The 21,323-nt window shown below is 70.9% G+C and carries 13 protein-coding genes and 1 pseudogene; 4 read left to right on the top strand and 10 right to left on the bottom strand.

Annotated features, from left to right (window positions below):
- The 3 genes and pseudogenes from C4S70_RS14870 to C4S70_RS14860 all read left to right on the top strand — a co-directional run.
- Positions 1-581 (top strand): annotated as a pseudogene (locus C4S70_RS14870) (hypothetical protein); the annotation flags it as partial.
- Positions 582-769: 188 nt separating this feature from the next.
- Positions 770-3,940, top strand: a complete 3,171-nt coding sequence (locus C4S70_RS14865; protein WP_146064227.1) for a glycosyltransferase — start codon at positions 770-772, stop codon at positions 3,938-3,940.
- Positions 3,940-5,091: a glycosyltransferase gene (locus C4S70_RS14860; RefSeq protein ID WP_104008899.1), complete on the top strand. Its 1,152-nt coding sequence runs from the start codon at positions 3,940-3,942 to the stop codon at positions 5,089-5,091. Before C4S70_RS14865 ends, C4S70_RS14860 begins: the two co-directional genes overlap by 1 nt.
- A 30-nt stretch (positions 5,092-5,121) precedes the next feature.
- Here C4S70_RS14860 and C4S70_RS14855 read toward each other — a convergent pair whose 3' ends face one another.
- The 10 genes from C4S70_RS14855 to C4S70_RS14815 form a co-directional block, all read right to left on the bottom strand.
- Positions 5,122-5,979: a sulfotransferase family protein gene (locus tag C4S70_RS14855; RefSeq protein WP_160114889.1), complete on the bottom strand. Its 858-nt coding sequence runs from the start codon at positions 5,977-5,979 to the stop codon at positions 5,122-5,124.
- 82 nt (positions 5,980-6,061) lie between these two features.
- A complete protein-coding gene (locus tag C4S70_RS14850) occupies positions 6,062-8,332 on the bottom strand; it encodes a glycosyltransferase (RefSeq protein WP_104008897.1) in 2,271 nt (756 codons plus the stop codon).
- The gene (locus tag C4S70_RS14845) at positions 8,329-9,267 is read right to left on the bottom strand and encodes a glycosyltransferase family 2 protein (RefSeq protein ID WP_104008896.1); all 939 of its coding nucleotides are present in this window, start codon (positions 9,265-9,267) and stop codon (positions 8,329-8,331) included. The genes C4S70_RS14850 and C4S70_RS14845 overlap by 4 nt, the downstream gene beginning before the upstream one ends.
- Complete coding sequence (locus C4S70_RS14840) at positions 9,264-10,373, bottom strand: hypothetical protein (RefSeq protein ID WP_104008895.1); 1,110 nt, start codon at positions 10,371-10,373, stop codon at positions 9,264-9,266. Before C4S70_RS14840 ends, C4S70_RS14845 begins: the two co-directional genes overlap by 4 nt.
- A gap of 116 nt (positions 10,374-10,489) precedes the next feature.
- Complete coding sequence (locus tag C4S70_RS14835) at positions 10,490-11,743, bottom strand: glycosyltransferase (protein ID WP_160114888.1); 1,254 nt, start codon at positions 11,741-11,743, stop codon at positions 10,490-10,492.
- On the bottom strand, positions 11,736-12,443 hold the full coding sequence (locus tag C4S70_RS18710; RefSeq protein WP_160114887.1) for a hypothetical protein: 708 nt from the start codon (positions 12,441-12,443) through the stop codon (positions 11,736-11,738). Before C4S70_RS18710 ends, C4S70_RS14835 begins: the two co-directional genes overlap by 8 nt.
- Positions 12,444-12,486: 43 nt before the next feature.
- The gene (locus C4S70_RS14830) at positions 12,487-13,908 is read right to left on the bottom strand and encodes a mannose-1-phosphate guanylyltransferase/mannose-6-phosphate isomerase (protein WP_104008906.1); all 1,422 of its coding nucleotides are present in this window, start codon (positions 13,906-13,908) and stop codon (positions 12,487-12,489) included.
- Positions 13,909-13,992: 84 nt separating this feature from the next.
- Positions 13,993-16,143 (bottom strand): glycosyltransferase family 4 protein, encoded by a 2,151-nt coding sequence (locus tag C4S70_RS14825; protein ID WP_104008893.1) that lies wholly within the window; start codon positions 16,141-16,143, stop codon positions 13,993-13,995.
- Entirely contained in the window at positions 16,140-17,825 is a 1,686-nt protein-coding gene (locus C4S70_RS14820) for a glycosyltransferase (RefSeq protein WP_104008892.1), read from the bottom strand. Before C4S70_RS14820 ends, C4S70_RS14825 begins: the two co-directional genes overlap by 4 nt.
- Positions 17,825-18,340 carry a hypothetical protein gene (locus C4S70_RS14815; protein ID WP_104008891.1) on the bottom strand — a complete coding sequence of 172 codons (516 nt, stop codon included), beginning with the start codon at positions 18,338-18,340 and terminating at the stop codon, positions 17,825-17,827. The genes C4S70_RS14820 and C4S70_RS14815 overlap by 1 nt, the downstream gene beginning before the upstream one ends.
- A gap of 168 nt (positions 18,341-18,508) precedes the next feature.
- Between C4S70_RS14815 and C4S70_RS14810 the strand changes: the two genes are divergently transcribed.
- Positions 18,509-21,286, top strand: a complete 2,778-nt coding sequence (locus C4S70_RS14810) for a glycosyltransferase (protein WP_104008890.1) — start codon at positions 18,509-18,511, stop codon at positions 21,284-21,286.
- Positions 21,287-21,323 lie beyond the last annotated feature (37 nt).

The following is a 21,323-nucleotide window of genomic DNA, read 5'->3' as shown; positions in this document are numbered from 1 at the left end:
CCGCGGAGCATCGCTACATCTCGGTGGAATGGGTCGAGGGCTCGGCCTTTGCCGACCGCTTCACCGGCTCTGCCGCCGCCAACGGGTTTCGCGGCGGGGGCGGCAACGACATGTTCGTGGCCACTCCCGGCCGCGACTGGTATTTCGGCGACGCGGGCTATGACACGGTCAGCTATGCCGATGCGCCGCAGCCCGTGGGAGTCGATCTGCACCTGGGGCGGGGAAAGGCGGGGATCGCCTATGGTCACCGCTACATCTCGGTGGAGAATGCGACCGGATCGGCGTGGAACGACTGGCTGGTCGGCACCGATGGCGCGAATGTCCTGCGCGGGGGGGCGGGAGATGACCGGTTCTGGGCGCGGGACGGCGACGACCGGCTGGAAGGCGGGGCGGGGAACGATCTGCTGACGGGAGGGGGCGGAACCGACATTGCCGTCTTTTCGGACGTGCGGGCGGCCTATGAGATCACGCCCACCGGGACCGGCCATGTCGTCACGCATCTGGCCGCCGCCGGGGATGGAACGGACACGTTGGTTGGGATCGAGGCCCTGCAATTCGCGGACGATCTGCTGTGGCTGTGACCGCCGGGCGCGACGGGGCGGTCAAGGCCGGGTTTCCGGCCCTGTTTTTTTCCTCCGAACACGGGCATAAAACCCGCGTGAGAAATCGAATTGAGCGGTTGGTGGCGCCAAGGCTGGCGATACCGCGGGAGGAAAGCGCCTTGGAGCCAAGAGATGTGCTGCAGAACCTGCCTCGACAGCGAAAGGCGATGGTGTTTCTTGTCCTGGACCTGCTGCTCGTGCCGGTGGCGCTGGGGCTGGCCCTGATCGTGCAGGCCCTGCCCGTGCCGGCGGGGCGGATCCTGCGAGACATGCTGCCGGTGTGGCCTGTTCTGCTGGCCGTGGGCGGCGGCCTGTCGGCGTGGCTGGGCCTGCCGCGGATCGCGCTCAAGGAGTACGGGCACCGGGCGATGGCCCTGACCGGCGCGCTTGCCGCCGGGCTGGCCGTCACGGCGGCGGCGGGTGCCGCGCTTGCCGGGGTGCCGGTGCCGGCCGGCACCTGGGTCGTCTTCGGAACCCTTTACCTGCTGGTATCGGTCGGGACGCGGATCGGCCTGTTCCACCTCGTCACGGCACTCTACCAGAGAGAGACGCACCCCGGACGGTCCGGACAGGGGAGCGGGGCCGCGCCGTCCCCCTCCCCGTGGCGGCGCCTCGACTGCGCCGTCACGCCCGGCACGGAATATGTGGTTCAGGCCCGTTTCGCCGGCCCCTTCGTGTCGCGCCGCGCGCTGGCGCGGGTCGCCTTCGAGGATGCCGGCGGCAATCCCGTGCCGCCGCCGGCGGGGACGCCGCATTCCGACGCGGTCGGGCATTATCGCTATCTCGAAACCGACGGCGCGTCCGCAGAGGCGGGGGCGCGGCTGAACACGGGCCTGACCGGCTTTGCGGCGCCGCCCGGCGCGGCGCGCATGCATGTCGATCTGCTGCCCTGGGCGGGGGGGGATTCGCTGGTGCTGGAGGCGGCGGAAATCCACCCCCATGACGGCGCGCAAGGCCGCGTCGCCACGGGGGAGCTCGAACTGCCGCGCGGCGCGGGGCACGTCGCGCTGACCGGTGCCCTGATCGCCGGGGATCGCGCCGAGGAACCGCTCGCCCGGCTGCGGCTGCGCTTTTTCGACAGGTCCGGGCAGCCGATCATCGCAACCGCCGAGGGGCTGCGGCGCGACGGCTTTCACGACAATACCGCCATCATCGCCGCCGATCCGCTCGGGCCCCGCGACGACCGGGGCACGCATCCGCTGCGGGTCCGGTTCCGTCCACCGACCGGAACGCAGAGACTGATCTGGTCTCTCTATCCCGCCGAAGAGGGCGCGGATGTCCGGCTCGATGGCGCTCTGTCGGTTGCCGTCCTGAACGGCGCGTCGGCCGCGCCGGGGACCGGGGGCGCGCGGCTGCGGGCGGCATCGGGCGCCACGTCGGCGCCCGACGAAGATCAGATTGCCCGGTTGCGGGCGCGCCTGCCGCAGGATCCGGCCTGGATCACCATCGCCCGGCGCGGCGATGCGGTTCTGGCCGAGATCGCGCTGACCGTCGTGCCCGAGGAATGGGTCACGATCGAAGCCCGCCTGTCGCGAGACGCCGGACGCCTCGACCGGGCCCGGCTGTTCCTGCTGCCGGTCTTCTTCGACGCCGCGGACGGGCTGCTGGAGGCGGACATCCCTGGCTGCTCCAGTTCCTCCGCCCTGGGGCGCCATCGGCTGGTCACGCCGATGCCCGAGGACGACCGGGCCACGCAAGCCCGCCTGAGCGAGCCCTTCCGCGCGCCCGAAGGGGCGGCCCGTGCACTGTTCTACCTGGTGGCGAACCATGTCGATCCGGGCATCCGGCTGGAAGGGCTGACTGCCCGTCCCGCCGCGCCGCACACCCTGTTCGACGCGATCGACATCTCCCGCATGGACCGTGCGCGCCTTGTGCAGGCCGAGACGATCGCCCGCGCGGTCTGGGATCTGCCGGCCTGGCGCACGATCAGCCGGGCGCTGGGGGTGATGGGCGGGGACCGGGCCGCGGACCGTCTGCGCCGCGCCGAGGCGCTGACCGGGCAGCTGACCGAGCTCGATACCGGCTGGCTGCCGGAGCTGCCCCCGCAACCGCCGCTCGATGCGGATCCGCGGACCGTTCTGCACCTGCTCAAGGTGATCTGTCCCGAAGAAGGCAGCGGCGGCGCGGTCCGTTCGACCAGCATCCTCGAGTCCCAGGCGGCATCCGGCCTGCGCCCCGTGGCCTGTCTGCCGCTGGCCGCGCCGCGCGGGGACATGGCCGGCCGTCCCGACGGGATCGTCAGTCTCGAACGCAACGGGGTTTCGGTGAATTTCCTGAATTTCTCCGCGCTCGACCCCAGGGCGCTGCCGGCGACCGACCTGCTGCGCTTCGAGACCGCGTTGCACAATCGCGTATTGCGGGCGCACCGGGCCTCCCTGATCCATGCCGCTTCGGGCTTTCGCGGCTATGAAAACGCGCTCAAGGGGCTGGCGCTGGCCCAGGCCAACGGTCTGCCGATGGTCTACGAGGTGCGATCGTTCCACGAACATACCTGGCGGCCGGTCAGCGCCACCCATCTGGGCGACGGGCTGACCCGGCTGCGCATGGCGCAGGAAGACCGCTGCATGGCCGCGGCCGACGCGGTGGTCACCATCAGCCGCGCGATGGAGACGAACCTGCGCGAACGCGGCGTGCCGGCCGACCGGCTTTTCGTGGTGCCCAACGCGATCGGGCCGACCTTCGAAACGCTCTGCCCGATGCAAGAGGCCGACGCGCTGCGGGCGCGTCACGGCTTCGCCGGGCCGGTCACGGTGGGCTACATCTCCAACTTCTCGCTGCGCGAGGGGCACCGGGTGCTGCTGGAGGCCTTTGCCCGTCTGGTCGCCGCCGGGCATGACCTGCACCTGGTGATGGTCGGCGACGGGCCGGAACGGCCGAAACTGGCCGAAGAGGTGCGCCAGCGCCGGCTCGGCGATCGCGTCACCATGCCGGGGCCGGTCGATCACGGCGAGATCCGCGCCTGGTACCGGGCCATCGATCTGTTCATCGTGCCCCGGATCGCCGATTTCGCCTCGGATTACGTCACTCCGCTGAAGCCGTTCGAAGCGATGTCCCAGCAGGTGCCGGTGCTGATGTCGGACCGCCCCGTCGCACGGGAAATCGCCGGCGAACGCGAAGAGCGCGCCGGCATCTTCCCCTCGGGCGATGCCGAGGCGCTGGCCGGGGCGATCGCGGCGGCGCTGGCCGACCGCTCGGCGCTGGCCGCCCGCGCGGCGGCGGCCCGCGACTGGGTGCTGCGCGAACGGGTCTGGGCCAGCGTGGCGCGCCGCTATGACGCGGTCTATGCCACCGCCCGCGACATTCACGCGCAACGCAACGCAGTGCGGAGGGCCGGCTGATGGCGCTGCCCATTCCCGTTCTTTCGGCCGAAAATGCCGGACCGACCCTGACGCGGCTGTGGCTGGACATCGACCGCGCCGTGCCCGGCCCCGCCGAAACGCCGCCGGGGCTGATCCTGGCCATGCCCACGGCCTGGGCCAACAAGTATCAGATCCTGCTTTACAAGACCGCCGCGCGCCATCGCTGGGCGGTGGCAGGGGTGACGCTGCCCGATGCGCTGGAACATGTCAGCTGGGCCGGGCCGGTGGTGCTGCACGCGCACTGGTTCGCGGGGATATTCAACGGCGCGGAAACCGAGGCCGAAGCCGGCGCGCGGCTGGATCAGGCGATCGCCCGGATCCTGGCGTTCCGCGACCGCACCGGGGCGCGGCTTCTGTGGACGGCGCACAACGTGTTTCCCCACGGCAACCGCTTTCCGAACACCTTCCTGCGCCTGCGCCGCTGGATCTTCGACACATTCGACGCGATCCATGTGATGGACCCCGATCACCTGCCCGTGCTCGAAACCGCCTTTGATCGCCCCGCCCCGCCCGCCTTTGCCGTGCCGCACATGCTGTATGACGGGGCGGTCCAGGACGATATCGACCCGGTCGCGGCGCGGGCGCATTTCGGGCTGGCGCCGGATACGTTCGTCTTTGGCTATTTCGGTTCGATCCAGGGCTACAAGCGTGTCGATGCGCTGCTGGAGGCCATGGACGCGCTGAAGGCGCAGGGCCGCGACGTGGCGGCGGTGGTGGGCGGCATCCCGGTCGAGCACGACGCCGTGCGCGCGCTGTATCATCGCTGGGACGGACGGCCCGACATCCGCCTGCTGACCCGCAAGATCCACGACCACGAGATCCAGTATCTGCACCGCGCCGCCGACGCGATGGTCCTGCCCTATGGCGAAACGCTCAATTCCGGCGCGGCGCTGATGGCGGCGACCTTCCGCAAGCCCTTCATCATGCCCGCAGGCGCCGCCTCGAAGGATCTCGAAGCCCTGGGTGCGATCCGCTTCGATTCCGCCGACGCCGGGGCGCTGGCCGCGGCCATGGCGCGGGTGATGGATGCCCCCCCGTCGCCGCCCGCGCCGGAGGCCTTGGCCGCCCGCGCCCCCGATACGATCTCGTCCGCCTTCATGGCGGAGATCGAGGCCCTGGCGCGGGGATGAGCCTGCCCCCGACCGGCGAGAGCGCGGCGCTCAGCCGTAATGCCGCGCGCGCCAGGTGTCCACGATCCCCCCGAAGCGCCGGGCCATTTCGTCATAGACCGGCTCCAGCCGCTGCCTCATGTAGTCGTGGATACCGGCGGGGATGTCCAGCGGCCGGCCCGGATGCACCACCTTTTCCAGTTCGGGAAACATCGCCGCGTCGAAATCCAGCCCCAGAAACTCCAGCACCTCGCCGAAGAGCGCGGCGGGGCGGGTGCCGATATCGTCGAAGAAGGACAGATGCAGATCGCGCGCGTCCAGATGCGCGCGCCAGCGGTCGATGATGGCCGGATAATCCGCGCGGACATGGACATCGTCGAAACGGGCGGCCTCTTCCAGCGTCATGTCGGTCGAGGCGTTGTTGCGGTGAATCATGCGGATATGCGACCAGCAGCGGTCGATCGGGTCGCGCATGATGAAGATCGCCCTGGCCGTGGGCGCCACCGCCCGCAGATGCGCGATCCCCTCATCCGGCAGGATCGAATATTCCGGCGTCATCTCGCCGCACAGGGTCGTGTTTTCCGCAAAGGCAAAGATCGACCGATACCAGTCATCGCCGATCGCCGGGTCGGTGATCCGGGCCAGAAGGCGGATATAACGCAGGTTCGGATCGGGCGCCTGGAGATGGGTCTTGAGCAGGCGCAGGGCATGGCTGTCGCGGTGCCATTGGGTCCATGACCGATGGCCCGGAACATGCACATGGTTGAAATACTGCAACTCCTTGATCGGCGGCATCCAGATCCCGGGATGGCGGCGCAGGTTTTCATACAGCCAGGTGGTGCCGGCCTTCTGCGCCCCTATGCAGAAGAAATCCGGGCTGCGCGGCGCCATTTCCCCAACGGTGTGCATGGTCCTTCCTTTCCGGTTCATGGCCGCCGGCGCGAAACGGTCCGCCCCGGCGCGAATCCCGCGGCGGCCCCTGCCGCGGGGCTCATGGCGCCGGCTCGGCCCAGTGGTCCCGGATCCGCCTCCAGCCGGGTTCGCTGTAGAATACCGCATGTTGCCGCCGCCCCGGCAGCATGTCTTCGCCCGGCCGGATCAGGCGGGCCTGCATCCGGCGCATGCAGGACAGCAGGGTCCGGGTCTGCGGGGCGCCGAACCGCATGACATCATGCCCCGCGCTCTCGAGAGCAGCCAGAAGCGTGCCCGCCCGCAGGCTCTCGGGCGCAAACCCGGCCGTCAGGCGCGTCGTGCGCAATAGCCTGAGCGCCTCGCGGTCGAGCACATGCCCCGGCAGGTGGCGGCGCAGGACGCCCCCCTGCAGATCGCTTCGCAGCTCGGTTTCATCCGTCTCCAGGGTCACGACATTCACCAGGTTCTGCCCGGCGCTGACCGCCACCGCGGCCGCCATTTCGACGATCGCCTCGGATGGGTGCTCCAGGATCACGGTCAGGCCCTTGCGGCTGGAAAAGGGCGGGGCCAGCAGGCTGCGGCGCAGCGCATCGCCGGTGGCCGCCAGGGGCGCGGCCAGAACCTGTTCCGCCCCCAGCCGGCGCCGCAACCGCGAAGACAGCGGGCGATCGCAGTCGCCGACCAGCGTGACCTTGGTGAGGGGGGTCAGAAGCTCGCCGGCCTCGCCCTCCAGCACCGCCGCGACATCGGCCCGCCGCAGCATCGCCAGGTTGAGATAGATCCGTTCGACGCCCCGCAGCCGCGCCAGTCTCTCGCCCGGCCGCGGCAGCCGGTCCAGCCACAGATGACGGATCTCATGGCCGGCGATCACCTGATCCAGCCCCGCCCAGCGGACGCCGGCGTCTTCCAGGCGGGCGATGTCGCTCGCGCTCAGCCGCTCGCGGACGGCGGGGCTGACATGGATCCGGCAGGGATCCAGGCCGGCAAACAGCCGGGTCGCGCCGGAAACGTCCTCGATCCCGTCCAGGTAAAGCAGCAGATGGCCGCGTTCGGCCAGGCGCCCCAGGATGCCCTGCGCGAGCTGTTCGCGGAACGACCCCCTGACGGTGATCGCCGGGTCCCCCAGCACCAGCGTCGCGGGCGCCGCCGCGGCGATCGCCGCCCCCGTCGCCGCGATCCCCGCCTCGAGATCGCGCACCACCGCGCGATGGCTGCCCGCACTGGCCCTGCGCAGGGGCTCGAGCCCCTCCGTTCCCTGGAAGGCCAGGTCGGCACAGGCCTCGGCGATCGCCTCGAAGGAGGGCAGGGCATGCCAGGGATGGAACGGCCGGTAGCCTTCGAAGGCATGTTCATGGGCGATCAGCGGCAGCCCGTGGCTGAGCGCCTCGGAAACCTTGATCTTCAGACCGGTCGAGAACTCCATCGGCACCAGCGCCACGTCGATCTGCCGATAGAAATTCTCCACGTCGTCGATCCAGCCCAGCTTTTCCACAAAGGGCAGATCCACGCCTTCCAGCAGGTCGCAGACGGTGCCCCCGATGACGAGCTTCAGCGGCGGAAGATGGGCACGAAAGACCTTGTCCGCCACCTCCAGGAACCGGATCAGGTTGCGGGTATTGACCTGGTTGCGCGCTCCGATCACGCCGATCCGCATCTCGAAATCCGCAGGATCGGCCGGCAGCGGCCGCAGAGGCAGGGGGCTGGCCGGATCGGCATGCGGCACCGTGATCACCCGGCGGTCGGTCATCTCCTCGAACTGGAGCCGCTCTTCCTCCTTGATCGCCCAGACGACGTCGGCCCGCGCCAGCGCCTCGGCCTCTTCCTCTTCGGTGGTGTAGAAGAATTCCGGAGCGATGCCATAGCTTTCCAGCATCTCCTTTCGCCCCGAGAACCTGTCGTGGGTATCCAGCACCTTCAGCGTGCCCGACGGCATCAGCTCCAGCGCCCCCGACAACCAGGTGTAGTTGACGATGGCGACATCGGGGCGGATCCGCTCGGCCAGCCATTGCAGGGTCTTTTCCAGCTGCGGATCCCACCATTCGTCGATCAGGTGATGGGTGCCCTCCGGCGCACAATGCAGATCGCGGCCGGGGGCGACGAGGTAGTAGGCGTCCCATGTCTTCTGCATCGCCGCCTGGGCGTGGATCGGCAGTTTCCGGCGCCATTCGGCCTCGGAGGCGTAGTGGACGAAATGAATCCGGGCGCCGGCATCCTGCAGCATTCGGCAGATGCGAAAGATGCGCTTGCGGTTGCCGTAATCCTGCGGATGGGTCGGGGTCGGAGACACCACCAGAACCACGCGGTCCTGCCACTGGTCGCGGCGGGCCTGGGGGGCGACGGCTCCTGTCATGGCACGCTCTTCAGCCCCGCCAGGGTGGCGATCGTGAAGTTGTAGATCGCATAGACCTGTTCACGGAACGCCTCGGGGTCGTCGATTTCGCGATACAGGCCGCTGATCGAGCGATAGCGCGGCGGCTGCCTGAGCAGATAGTCCAGCGCCTTGTTCAGCGCGCCCTCGGCCCGGTCGGCCATCGCCGGATCGGCGACCCAGTCGGACACCGCCTGCCACGCGGCGCGGCGCCGGAACCATTCCTGGGTCAGCCGCCGCCGATCGACCAGGTGGTCCACCTCGGCCTGGGGGACATAGAGCGCCAGCCCGCCATTTTCGGTCAGCCGCTCGATGACCTCCGATTCCTCGTTGCTCAGCAGATGGAGCTCGGGTCCCTTGCGGCCCAGGCCGGTATCGAACCCCCCGATCTCGAGCAGCGCGGCGCGGCGAAACGAGATATTGGCCCCGGCCAGCCACTCGTGCTCTTTCAGGATCCGGGCACTGCCGCCCCAGTCCACCACGGAAACATATCCAAGATCGCGATCCGACAGCCAGGACGGGCGCGGCACGTCCCAGATCGGATTGATGCGACCGCCGGCGACATTGACCGCCGGGCCGAAGGAGTCATAGACGGCCAGATAGGCCCGCAGCCAGCCGGGCCGGGCAATGGCGTCATCGTCGAGATAGGCGATGATCGGGGCGGAACTGTTCCGCGCGGCCACGTTGCGCGCATTGGACAGCCCCGGTGTCCGTTCCACCAGATAGGTCAGGTTGGCGTGTTCCCGATATGCCTGGCCAAAGCTTTCGGCCGCCGCGTGATCGGGCGAATTGTCAACGACGATGATTTCGAATTCGGACGGGTCGAGATCCTGCTTCAGGCAGGATTCGATCGCCTCTCCCAGCAGGTCGTACCGGTTGTAGGTGCAGATCGCGGCCGCGATGCGGGGGGTCGTCATTGCACGCCTGCCTCCTGGTCCAGCGCCGTGACCGTCAGGCGGACAAAGGCCCCCACGGCCAGGCGTTCATCGGTTTCCGACAGCCGGCGGACCCTGGGAAAGCGGAAGGTCAGATATGTGCCCCCCTCGTCCTCGCGCGGCGGCAGCGTGGCGGTCACCACCGCGCGACTCTCGCCCGAAGCGGCAATCTCCACCGGCACCGGCTGTCTGCCGTCCAGCAGTTCGACATGCCGGAAATTCTCGGGCTCGACGGCGAACCGCATTTCGAGCCGAAGCCTGGCCCCCTGCGTGCGATCCACATGAACGGCAAATTGCAGCGTCCCCTCCGGTCCGCACCAGCGATAGGGCGTCCCGCCCGCCGTGAACTGTAGCGCGTGGAATCCCGCGGCCGGCGGCAGATAGTCGGTGGCCCGGATCTCTGCCGAGCGGGCCAGCGGCCAAGCCTTGCCCGCCACCGGCCCCTCGGCCTGCAGCAGGATGTCGCGCTGTTGTTCGAACGCATCCAGCAGCCGCACCGTGGCGGCAAGGCGCTCGACCTGTTGCGACTGCCGGGCCAGAACCTCGGTCAACCTGGCCACCAGGTCCGAGCCGCTCAGCCCGGAGAATTCCTCCTGCAGCGTCTTGCGGGTGTCTTCCAGCGCCTCGGGCGGCGCCGGCGCGAACTGGCTCAGAAGATAGCCGAACAACAGGAAATCGCCCCCCTGATCGCCGCCGCCCTCCCTGCGGGACAGGATGGCCTGCAGCAGATCGGTGATCTCGCGGGTCTTGAGGGTCAGCAGATCCCTGTTGTCGTGAAAGATCGTGGGCAGCAGCGGCAGGCAGTAGGAGAGGAAATTGTCGATCCTCTGATCCCGGTCATAGAGATCCTTCAGCGGCGGACCGAAGACGCATTCCACGCCCCCCTTTTTCCGGAACTCGTCGGAGTCCAGGATCTTGCGGACCTCGGCCAGGCGCCGTTCGGGGTCGTCGCCGACATGCCAGCGGAAATGGGTCCAGGCCTTCCGATCCGGAAAACGGTTCAGCAGGGCGGCATAAAGAACAGTGCAGAACTCCAGCGGAGAGCCGGCGATCAGCTTGCTCCCGTCAACCGTATTCCGTTCGCTCATCTGGCAGACGCCTCCCTCGCATGTCCTCCGCCGATCGGGCCGCCGCCCCATTCCGCGCGACCCACGGTTTCAGATCGCCAGCCGCTTGACAAGTCGGCAAAATGACAGGCCGGACCTCAGGGCCGAGGTGGCCCTTGCAGAGGTCCCCGTGCCGGCTCCCGGGTGGCCTCGATCGCCGCGCGGACCCCCGCGGCGGCCCGGACGGGCGACAGCATCTCCGCCGCGAAGGCCGCCGCGCGGCGGCCCTTTTCCGCCCTGCCCCGCCGGTCGAGCATCGCCAGGCACAGCAGGGCCGCCAGTTCCTCGACCACCGCCGCGTCGCGGCCCGGCGTGATCTTGTAGGCCACATCGTCGGGCAGTTCGGCATACCAGCCATGATCGCTCAGAACGCAGGGCAGGCCATGGGCCAGGGCGCGGCAGACCGTGCCCGACGCTTCGCCCGACGTGGGAAAGCGCAGATTCACCAGCAGATCCGCCGCCGCCAGCACGCCGTCGAATGCCGCCTCGGGCAGATAGTCCAGAACCATCACCCTGTTGTCGAGACCGAGCCGCTCGATCGCGCCGCGCAGGCCGGGATCGCGGTTCTCGCCGGCCACGAGATAGCGCCAGTCCCCGGCCTCGGGCGGCAGCTGCGCCAGGGCCCGCAGCACCACGCCGATGATCTTGTTGGGGCTGACGAAACCCGGAGAGGCCAGCAGAAACCCGCGCTCGGGCAGGCCCAGCCGGCGCCGCCATTCGGCCCGGCTTTCGGCCCGCGCCCGCGGGGGCGGAACGCGGGCGAAATGGGGGATCACCGAAACCGCGCCGTCAAAGCCCGCAGCCCGCAGCCGGATCTCGCCCTGCCGGGAATGGGTGATGACCGCGGTGGCCACGTCCCGCATCAGTTCCAGGCCGGGCACTTCGGCATACAGCGACATCAGCGGCACGCGGTCCACAAAGGCCGCCTCGGCCAGCCGCGCCGCATCCTCTCCGGCAAGGCGCCGCGCCGTCCCGGCCAGGGCGGCGGCATCCTCGCCGCGCCGCCGGAGCCGGCTTTGCAGCAGATACAGGATCGTCAGGTCGTGCAACACCACCACGCCCGGATTGCGCCGCAGCGCATCCAGAACGAAGCCGTGGTCGGGATTGTTTCCCAGATGTGCCAGATGCCGCATCCCGGCAAAGCGATCGGCGTCGCGCAGGTAATCCTCGGCCGCCACGAGTTCGCCGACGCCGTCCAGCCCGGCATCGACCGCGCCCGGATCCTCGACCACGCAGATCGGCCGATAATGCGCAGCCAGCCGCGCCAGCAGGGCGGCGGCATAATCGGCGATGCCGTTGCGCATCGGCGGCAGCGGCGACAGGTGCACCAGCGGCGGGCGGGCCTCAGCCATCGGGGTCCGGCAGGGCCGCCTCGGCGGCCAGGGAAATCTCGAGAATGCCGACGGCGGCCTCGGCCGCCGCGCCGGTCGCCCCCGGCGCGGGCCCGTTGGGCAGGCGCAGCTCCAGCAGGTTGCCGTCGGGCCTGAGCGCCTCGGCCGGAACGGTGGCGGTGATGTTCCAGCTTTCCGCGCGCGGATTGACATAGGGCCGGATCGGGATCGCCTGGCCGTTCATGGCCAGGCGCGCCCCCTCCAGCGCGCCGTCATGGCTGCGCCGGATCCCCTGCACCACCAGCCGCGCGGGCCCCGGCACCACCGCCGGCACCAGGATGCCGCAGCGCGGATGCACATGGCGGAACAGCTTGCCGGTCGAGGTCCTCTGCACCGCGTGGATGCCATATCCGATGATCTCGTCGCCGAAGGACAGCACCACCCGGCCGGGCCGCCGCGCGGCAGGGGACGAGGCCTCCGGCTGGCCCAGGGCGCGCCGCAGCGCGGCCAGTTCGCGGTCGAAATTGGCGCGCTGGTGCAACGCCACCTGATCGACATGCCGGTAAAGCTGCAGGGCAAAGTCCCGGAACGTCCGGGCCCGGTCCTCGGCTCGCTCCTCGCTCCGGTCCCGGCGCAGTTGCGCCTCGAGCCGGGCCACGCGGGTCTCCAGATCCCGCACGATCTCGGACAGCGGCCGTTCGTCGCGTTCTTCCTCTGCCACTCTCGGCCCTTTCCTCCCCGCCTGCGCGTGACCGGCCGGCCCCTCATGTCCGGGAATAGACGTCCTCGTAGCGGATGATGTCATCCTCGCCCAGGTAGGAGCCGGTCTGGACCTCGATCAGGATCATATCCACCTTGCCGGGATTTTCCAGCCGGTGCACGGCGCCCAGCGGCACATAGACCGACTGGTTCTCGGTCACCAGCTTCACCTCGTCGCCCACCGTCACCCGCGCGGTGCCCTGCACCACGATCCAGTGCTCGGCCCGGTGATGGTGGCTTTGCAGGCTGAGCGCGGCGCCGGGATGGACCACGATCCGCTTGACCTGGAACCGGTCGCCGACCACGAGGCTTTCGAACCAGCCCCAGGGGCGGTGATCCTTGGGAAAGGCCGTGGCCTGCTTGGCCTGCCTCGATTTCAGCGCATCCACCGCGCGCCGCACCTCCTGCGCGCGCCCGGCATCGGCCACCAGAACCGCGTCCGGCATGGCAACCGCGATCACGCCTTGCAGGCCGATTCCGACCAGTTCCACCCCCTCGTCCTCGGAGCGCAGCAGCGTATCGGCGCAGTCGATCGCCGTGGCCGGCCCCGAGACCGCGACACCGTCGCCGTCGCGCTCCATCTCGCGCCAGACCGCGTGCCAGTCGCCCAGGTCGGACCAGCGCCCCCCATAGGGCACCGCCGCGATGTCGCTGGCGCGTTCCATCACCGCATAGTCGATCGAGATGTCCTCGGCCTCGGCCCAGGGGCCGGATGCGAGGCGCAGAAAGTCCAGATCCCGCTGCCCCTCGGCCACCGCGGCGCGGACCGGCGCGACCAGACCCGGCGCGTGTGTTTCGAAGGCGCCGATGATCGCCCGGACGGAGAACAGAAAGAGCCCTGCGTTCCACAGGTAGTTCCCGGCCGCCAGCATCGCCTCGGCGCGGGCGCGGTCGGGCTTCTCGACAAAGGCGGTCAGGTCGATCGCCTCGACGGTGCCCTCCCGCGGCGGCCGGCCGAGCTCCAGATAGCCATAGCCGGTTTCGGGCCGGTCGGGGGCGATGCCGAAGGTGACCAGCTTGCCCGCGCGCGCCGCCTCGACCCCCGCGGCGACCGCTTCGCGGAACGCATCCGCATCGGGCACCACGTGATCGGAGGGCGCCACCAGCATCAGCCCGTCGGGATCGGTCTGCTCCAGATGAACCGCCGCCGCCAGCACCGCCGGCGCGGTATTGCGGCCCTGCGGCTCGATCAGGATGGCGCCCGGCGCAATGCCCATGTCCGCCAGCTGATCGGTGACGATGAAACGGAAATCGGCATTGGTCAGCACCACCGGCGCGGCAAAGCCGTCCCCCGACAGCCGCAGGGCGGCATCCTGGAACAGGGACCGCGACCCGATCAGCGGGGCGAACTGCTTGGGATAGCTCTTGCGCGACAGCGGCCAGAGCCGGGTGCCGGAGCCCCCGCAAAGGAGAATGGGGGTAATCATCATCACCGTTCCGTTTCAAATGCCTTGTGCCGCATTGATGCCGGAACCCCTTGAAGGGCGCAAGGCGATCCCCGCGGGGGGCGCTCACAGCCGCAGGACGGCGCGGATGAAATGCGCCACGTCGTGGCGTTCCACCCGGCGCGACAGCGCCGCGCGCGCCGTATCGATATCGTCGCCTTCGGCAAAGGCGATCAGGCCGGGAATGGCCGCGCGCAGATCGGCATGGACATGTTCGCCGTAAAGGCCGCGCGCGCCGGGCCAGTCATGCACCACCGGCAGACAGCCCGACGCCATGCCCTCCAGCACCGCGGTATGGCACCCCTCGCTGTCCGAACTCGACAGGATCGCGCCGACGCCGCGATACCATTCCTCCATGTCCGGTCCCGGCGGGTCGAAGCGGACGGCGCCGGCCAGCGCGGAATCCGTCTCTACACGGCGAAACAGGGCCTCGTAGCGGGCGCGCGTGTCGTCCTCGCGGTTCCACAGCCACGGCATCTGCCAGGGCATGGCGCCGCGCACCACCAGATGAAAGCGCGGATCGCGCGCGCGCAGCGCGGCCAGGAAATCCAGCGCCCGGTCGGGACGCTTGTGCGCGAAGGGGGCGATCCCGACCAGCCCGACGGCAAAGCGCGCCTCGGGCAGTTTCGGCCGGCGCAGGGCGTGCCAGTCGACATATTGCGGCAGGACGTGAATCCGGGCGGGATCGATTCCGTATTGCCCGGCCATGTGATCTCGGAACCATTCCGACACCACGATCAGCGCATCGACCTTGTCCCAGTCCACCCGGCCGGGAAAGGGCTGGAACGCCTCGAACCGGTGCAGCCGCACGATCAGCTTCGTGCCGGGGCGCTTGTTGCGGGAATGCCAGACGGCGTTTTCACAGCACCATTCGCAGAACACGGTGTCCACGCCCGCGGGCACCTCGGCGCGCAGCGCATCGCCGGGGCCGTCCATGCCGGCCCAGATCTGCCAGTCAAGCCGCAGCTTTTCCTCGCCCCGCAGCCGCGCGGCCATCCGGTCCAGGAACTTGGGCTGATGGGTGGCCACCAGGATCCGGCGCGGCGCGGTGACCAGCGCCGGCGCCGCCGGGTCGCGGCCCAGCACCGCCCGCCCCAGCCGCGCGGCCAGAACCGGGGCCGCGGCCGCCTTTGCCGCCTCGGCGGCGCGGGCTCGGGCGGCGGCATGGTCGGCCCCCTTGCGCCCGCCCCGCAGGATCTCCAGCAACCGCGCCGGAACGTCCTCGGCGGCGGGGTCGATCAGATAGGGATAATCCGCGCCGAACATGTCGCGGTTCAGGGCGGTATCGTTGAGAATCGGCGGCACCCCGAGCGCGCAGAATTCCATCGCCTTGGTCGAAACCTCGAGCACGTCGTCATAGGCCGGCCCGCGCAGACAGTAACCGAAATCGGCCTCCGCCATCTGCCGCATCGCCCGCGACGGCGGCAGGTTGGAGACCACCGACACCCCCGGCAGCCGCCCCGCCGTCGCGGCCTTGCGCAAGGCGTCCATGCGGGCGAAGAAGGCCGGGTGACGGGCGCGCCAGGCCTCCTTTCCGGCGATCACCCGCAGGCCCAGGCCGGGATCGGCGGCGATCGCTTCGGCCAGGTCGGCCAGCCAGTCCAGACCATAGCCCGCGTCGATCTTGCCGGCATAGCACAGGGTCACCGGCCCGTCGCGCGGCGGTGGCGGGACATCGGGCACGAAGACCGCCGGGGGCACCACATGGATCGCCCAGGGGGGGTAATCGGCCAGCGTCTCCATCACCCGCGCCGCGGTCGCGCTTTGAACCACCAGCGGCACCCGCGCCGCCCGCGCGGCCCCGAGCCATCGGGGTTCGGCGGCGGACAGGTCGGGCACCACCCCCGCGGCATAGGCGACGACCCGGTCGCGGATCTCCGGCTCGGCCAGCAACCGGTCCAGATAGAGCGCACCGCGCACGAAGATCCGGTCATACCGCCCCCGCGCGGCTTCCTGCGCGGCCAGAACCTCCAGCACCGTCTCCGCCTCGACCCGCGGCGCGACCAGCCCCGCCGCAGCCAGAAGCTCCGGCGCCTCGACCACCCGCGCGGCGACGGGCAGTTCATCGGCGAGAACACGGTTCTCCAGCCGATGCGACAGCAACAGATCGAGTTCGAAACCCGGCTGCATCGCCAGCAACCGGCAGACGTTCAGCAACCAGACGGTCGAGCCATCCACCAGGTTGAAATTCTGCTCGGCCAGAATCGCGACCTTCATCGGGCGGCCTCCTGCGGGGCAACTTCCTCGACCACGCCGGCCACGGTGCGGAACAGCGGCGCACGCGCCCGGTCCACCGGCCCGATCACCTGCACCCGCCACCCGCGATCCAGCGCGATCCGGCAGGCATCCATCACCTGCCGGTTCAGACGCATGTGGTCGCTGCCCCAGAGCCCGTCCCATTCCCCAGGCTCGTCCTGCAGGCCGGCCCAGTCGATCACGAACAGTCCCGGCGCGGCGGTAGCGAGCGTCCCGAGGATGTTCGCGCGGGTCAGCCGGATCGGCCGTTCCCCTGCGGCCCGCGCCTCTGCCGGCAGCCCGCGCCCCGGCCCCAGAACCGCGAGCGTCGCGGGCGTCAGCACGCCGCGCAAGGCCACCTGCGGCAGCTGCCGCAGGTCGAACCCGCCCGGCGCGGGCGGCACCCTGTCCGCGGCCCGACGCGCCGTTCCCGCGCCGCAGGCCGCCCGCAGGATCGCCGCCGCAGGTGCGATCCGCGCCGTCCACCGCAAGGCGGGGTCAGGGTCGAAAACAGGCTCTGGCTGGGGCGTTTCGGCGATTTCCGTCAAGGCGGCCACAAGCGCCTCGGGGTCGTCCGCCGGGCAGAGCCGCGCGCCGGTGACGCCGGCGATCCGGTTCAGCGGCGGGATGTCGGATGATACCATCGGCACGCCGCAGGCCGCCGCCAGCCAGGGTTCGGGCGCCGCCGCCAGCGCCGTTGCCGGCACCGCCCGGCGCGGCAGAACCAGCGCATCGGCCATCCGCATCCATCCCGCCGCCCGGTCTCCGGGGGGGCGGGCGGCGAAAACCAGCCGCTTCGCCAGGCCCCGCCGCCCCGCCTCGGCCCGGATCCGCGCCGCCAGCGCGGTCTGCGGCGCAGACATGGCCGGCGGCGCGGGCAACAGCAGGGCCGCGTCGATCCCCGCCCGCACCAGCCGGTCGAGCAGCGCCAGCAGGCCATCGGCGCCATCCTCGGGGCAGAGCGCCCCGGCATGGCCGATCACGAACCGCGCGCCAAGCCCCAGCGCCCGGCGCTGTCGCAGCCGCTCTGCGCGGGGAGGCGTCGGAGGAATGGCGGGAAACCCGTCCGCCGCCATGTGCAGCCGCGACGGCGGCAGCCCGGCGGCGGCCAGCTCATCCCGCATCGCCGCGCTCTGGACCAGAACCCCCTGCGCCGCCTGCGCCACGCGCAGCGCATTGGCGCGGATCCGGGCGGCCTCCTCGGTGCCCGCAAAGCCGGGGTGTTCGGCGCCGGGCACCCGTTCCCAGAACCCGAACTGTTCGCACCAGAAGCCGCAGCCCCACCGCCGCGCGGCATTGAGCGCGGGCTCGGCGTTTTCCCAATCCGACGCCGCCAGCACCAGCGCCGGACGGAAGATCCCGAACGCCTCGGCCAGGGCGGTTTCGGCATGGCGCAACCGATCACGGCGGGATGCGCCCGGCGGGGCGGAGCCGGGCAGAAACACATGGCGCACCCCGTCGATGCGCAGCTCGGGCTCGATGTCGTCGGACGTCGGGGCCATGTCCCAGGGCAGCCCCGGACGGCCGAACACGATCACCTCGATCCCCGCCCGGGCCAGCGCGCACGCCACCCGGTGCACGCGCGCCGCGTAGCTGCCGGACGACCAGGGATGACTGTCGCCGACCACATAGGCCAGCCGCCCCGGCAGCGCCGAAAGCGGCATCACCGGCCGCCCCCCGCGGCATTGCGGGGAGGCATTCCGGGCCGGATCGAGCGCCCCTCGGCCCAGCCCGCCTGCAAGTAATGCACCAGCGGATTCAGGCCGCTTTCGGCGATGTCCGGGTAAAGGGCCAGATAATGGGCCGTGTCGAAATGCGGCCCCGGATTGCGCCGCTCCTCCGCGCCATGCAGCAGAAAGTGCACCGCCGGATCCAGCCCGGCGGCGGCGACATCCGGATAGGCGGCCAGATACCAGTCGCCATCGAACAGGCCGCTTTCGCGGATCATGCGCAGATGGTGCCGCCGCCGCAGCCCCGGCATCAGCCGCATCGCCAGCCGCATCACGGGCGACGGCGTGCGGGGACGAAGCCCCAGCACCGGCTGGACCGCCTGCAATCGGCGCACTTCCCGGTGCAGGGTCCGGGATTCCAGATAGAGCGCTTCGACCCGCGCCTGAAGCGTCTCGACCGTGTCGGGCGCGGCCGTCCGGTCTGGGCTGGAACGGTCTGGATCGGTCATGGAACGCTCGGGAATGCCGGCTCTGGGACTTGGGAAAAGGCGGGCGGATCCGTTTCTGAATGGCCTTGATTGTCCGGGTTGTAAAGTGCCAGTGTCCTGTCGATCCCCCCGCCGGACGGCCCGCGCCCCCGGCCCGCGCGCCCGAGAAACCGCACCGGAGCTTTGCCGATGTCCGCCTGCCGGCCCGGATATTTCGACCCCGACTGGTATCTCGAGGTGCATGACGACGTGGCCGCCGCCGGCATCGATCCGCTGCGCCACTATCGCCGCCACGGCCGCCGCGAAGGCCGGCTGCCCTGCGCCATCCACACGCCCCGGCGCGAACGCGATCTGCTGGGCGGTTTTCTCGACGAGGGCGAAGCGGCGCTGGAACGGCTGGCCCGCGCCGCCCCGGACCGCGCCGAACGGGTGCAGGCGGCGCTGGCCTGCGCGCGGGCGGCGGCGCGGCGCGACGACTGGGCCGCCGCCGATGCCTGGCTGGCGCCGCTCGACCCCGGCCGCGACCTGATCGGCGGATTCTGCCAACCCGATCATGCGCTTCTGGCGATCGAGGCGGCGCTGATGACCGGCAACGCCCCGCGGGCTGCGGATCTGTGCCGCCGCGCGGTGCGCGCCTTCGGCCGGCTGCCCGATCTGGAGCTGGCCGCCGCCAACATCGCCGCCGCCACCCTCGGCTTCGGCCCCGCCTGGCGCCGCCGCATGGCGCTTCTGTTCGCGCGCCGGGGGCTGGGCGGGGTGACGGTGCGCGACGGCAACGCCCCGGCCTTTGACCGGCTCGCCCCGGCCTGGCCGGCGCCGCGGCGGCGCGACGGCCCCCTGGTCAGCGTGATCATGCCCGCCCGCAACGCCGCCGCCACGATCGACGCGGCCCTGGCCAGCCTCGGCGCCCAGAGCTGGCGCAACCTGGAGATCCTGGTGGTGGACAACGGCTCGACCGATGCCACCGCCGACCGGGTGCGCCGGGCCGCGGCTGCCGATGCGCGCATCCGGCTGATCGACGGCGCGGCGGAACCGGGCGCCTATCCGGCGCGCAATGCGGGGCTCGCGGCCGCGCGCGGGGCCTTCTTCACCGTGCTGGATGCCGACGACTGGGCCCATCCGGCGCGGATCGCCCGGCAGGTGACGGCCCTGCTGCGCGCGCCGGCCCGCGCCGCCAGCATCTCGCATTGGGTGCGCACCACGCCGGATCTGCGCTTTACCCGGTGGTGGGGCGATGCCGGACTGATCTATCCCAACATCTCGTCGCTGATGTTCCGCATCGAACTGCGCGAAACCCTGGGCTACTGGGACCGCGCCCGCGCCGGCGCCGACAGCGAATATCTGAACCGGCTGCGCGCGGCCTTCGGAGACGACGCCGTCGCCAGCGTGACCCCGGGCCTGCCGCTGTCTTTCGGACGGATCAGCCCCGGCTCGCTGACGCAGGACAAGGCGACCTCGATCGCCAGCCAGTATTACGGGCCCCGCCGCGCCTATCACCTGGCCGGCCGGCGCTGGCATGCCCGGATGCAGCCCGACCTGCCGCTGCCGCGCCACCCCGCCCGGCGCCCCTTCGACCTGCCCCCGGAACTGGCGATCGGCGACCCGCCCGCCGCACCCACGCGGGAATCACGCATCGAAGGCTCGGGGCTGTGGGACGACCGCTGGTACATGCAGACCTATCACGACCTGCGCGCGGCCGAGGTGGACGGGCTGGCCCATTACCTGGAGCGGGGCGAGACCGAGGGGCGCGATCCGGGGCCGGATTTCTCGACCTCGGCCTACCGGCTGGCCCACGGGATCGGGGATGCTCCGGCGCTGGAGCATTACCTGGACCGGGGCCGCGCCGCCGGGCTGGCGCCGCTGCCGGTGTTCGCCGGCGCCCTGCCCCCCGCCGCACCGGGCCGGGGACTGCTGTTCTGTGGCCACCAGGCCCGGGAACGGGTCTATGGCGCGGAACGGTCGCTGCTGGATATGCTCGACCGCGCGGTGGCGGCGGGGTGGACCCCGTCGGTGGTGCTGCCGCATGTGCTGAACGCCGACTACCTGGCCGCGCTCCGGGCCCGCAGCCACCGGGTGCATGTGGTGCCGATGGGCTGGCTGTTCGGCGGCGTTGCATCCCATCCGGCGACGCTGGAGCGCCTGACCCGGCTGATCCGCGACAGCGGCGCGGTCGAGCTCCATCAGAACACGGCGGTGATGGACGCCCCCCTGCGGGCGGCCCGTGCCGCCGGCGTGCCGGCGGTGGTGCATGTGCGCGAACTGCCCGCCCAGGATCCCCGGCTCTGTCTTGATCTGGGCCTGTCCGCCGCCGATCTGCGCGACCATCTGACCCGCCTGGCCACCCGTTTCGTCGCCAATTCCCGCGCGGTGGCCGACTGGCTGGGCGCAGCCCGTCCGGTCACGGTGGTGCCGAACACGGTGGATCCGGCGCTGGCCCATCTGCCCTTTGCCCCGGCCAGCCCGCCGCGGGTGGCGCTGATCGGCAGCCTTTCGGCCAGAAAGGGGATCGCCGATTTCATGGCCGTCGCCCGCGCCACGCCGCGCGGCCGCGCCCGGTTCGTGCTGATCGGGCCGGACACGCCCGACCTGGACCGGCTGAAGCCGCTGCCGGCCAATGTCAGCCATGCCGGCTATGCCGCCGGCCCGGCCGAGGCGCTGGCGCAGGCGGATGTGGTAATGAGCCTGTCGCGCGTGGCCGAAAGCTTTGGCCGCACGGTGCTGGAGGCCTTGACCGCGGGCCGGCCCGTGATCGCCTGGGATCGCGGCACCCCGCCCGAGCTGATCGGCGACAGCGGCGCCGGCGCGGTGGTGCCGACCGGCGACACGACCGCCGCGGCCCGGGCGCTTGCGCGGCTTCTGGACGGCCCCGGCGGGCTGGAGACGGCCAGCGCCCGCGCCCGTGCCCGCGGCGCGGAATTGCGCGCACAGGCCCGCGCGGTGCCGGCATCCGCCATTTTCGGCGGCTGATCCCGCCGGGAAACATCCCTGCCCGACAAAAAACACC

The sequence above is a fragment of the Jhaorihella thermophila genome, assembly GCF_900108275.1.
Classification (GTDB): Bacteria; Pseudomonadota; Alphaproteobacteria; order Rhodobacterales; family Rhodobacteraceae; genus Jhaorihella; species Jhaorihella thermophila.
Note: the sequence above shows the minus strand (reverse complement) of the source record. Positions and strands in the feature narration are given on the sequence as shown.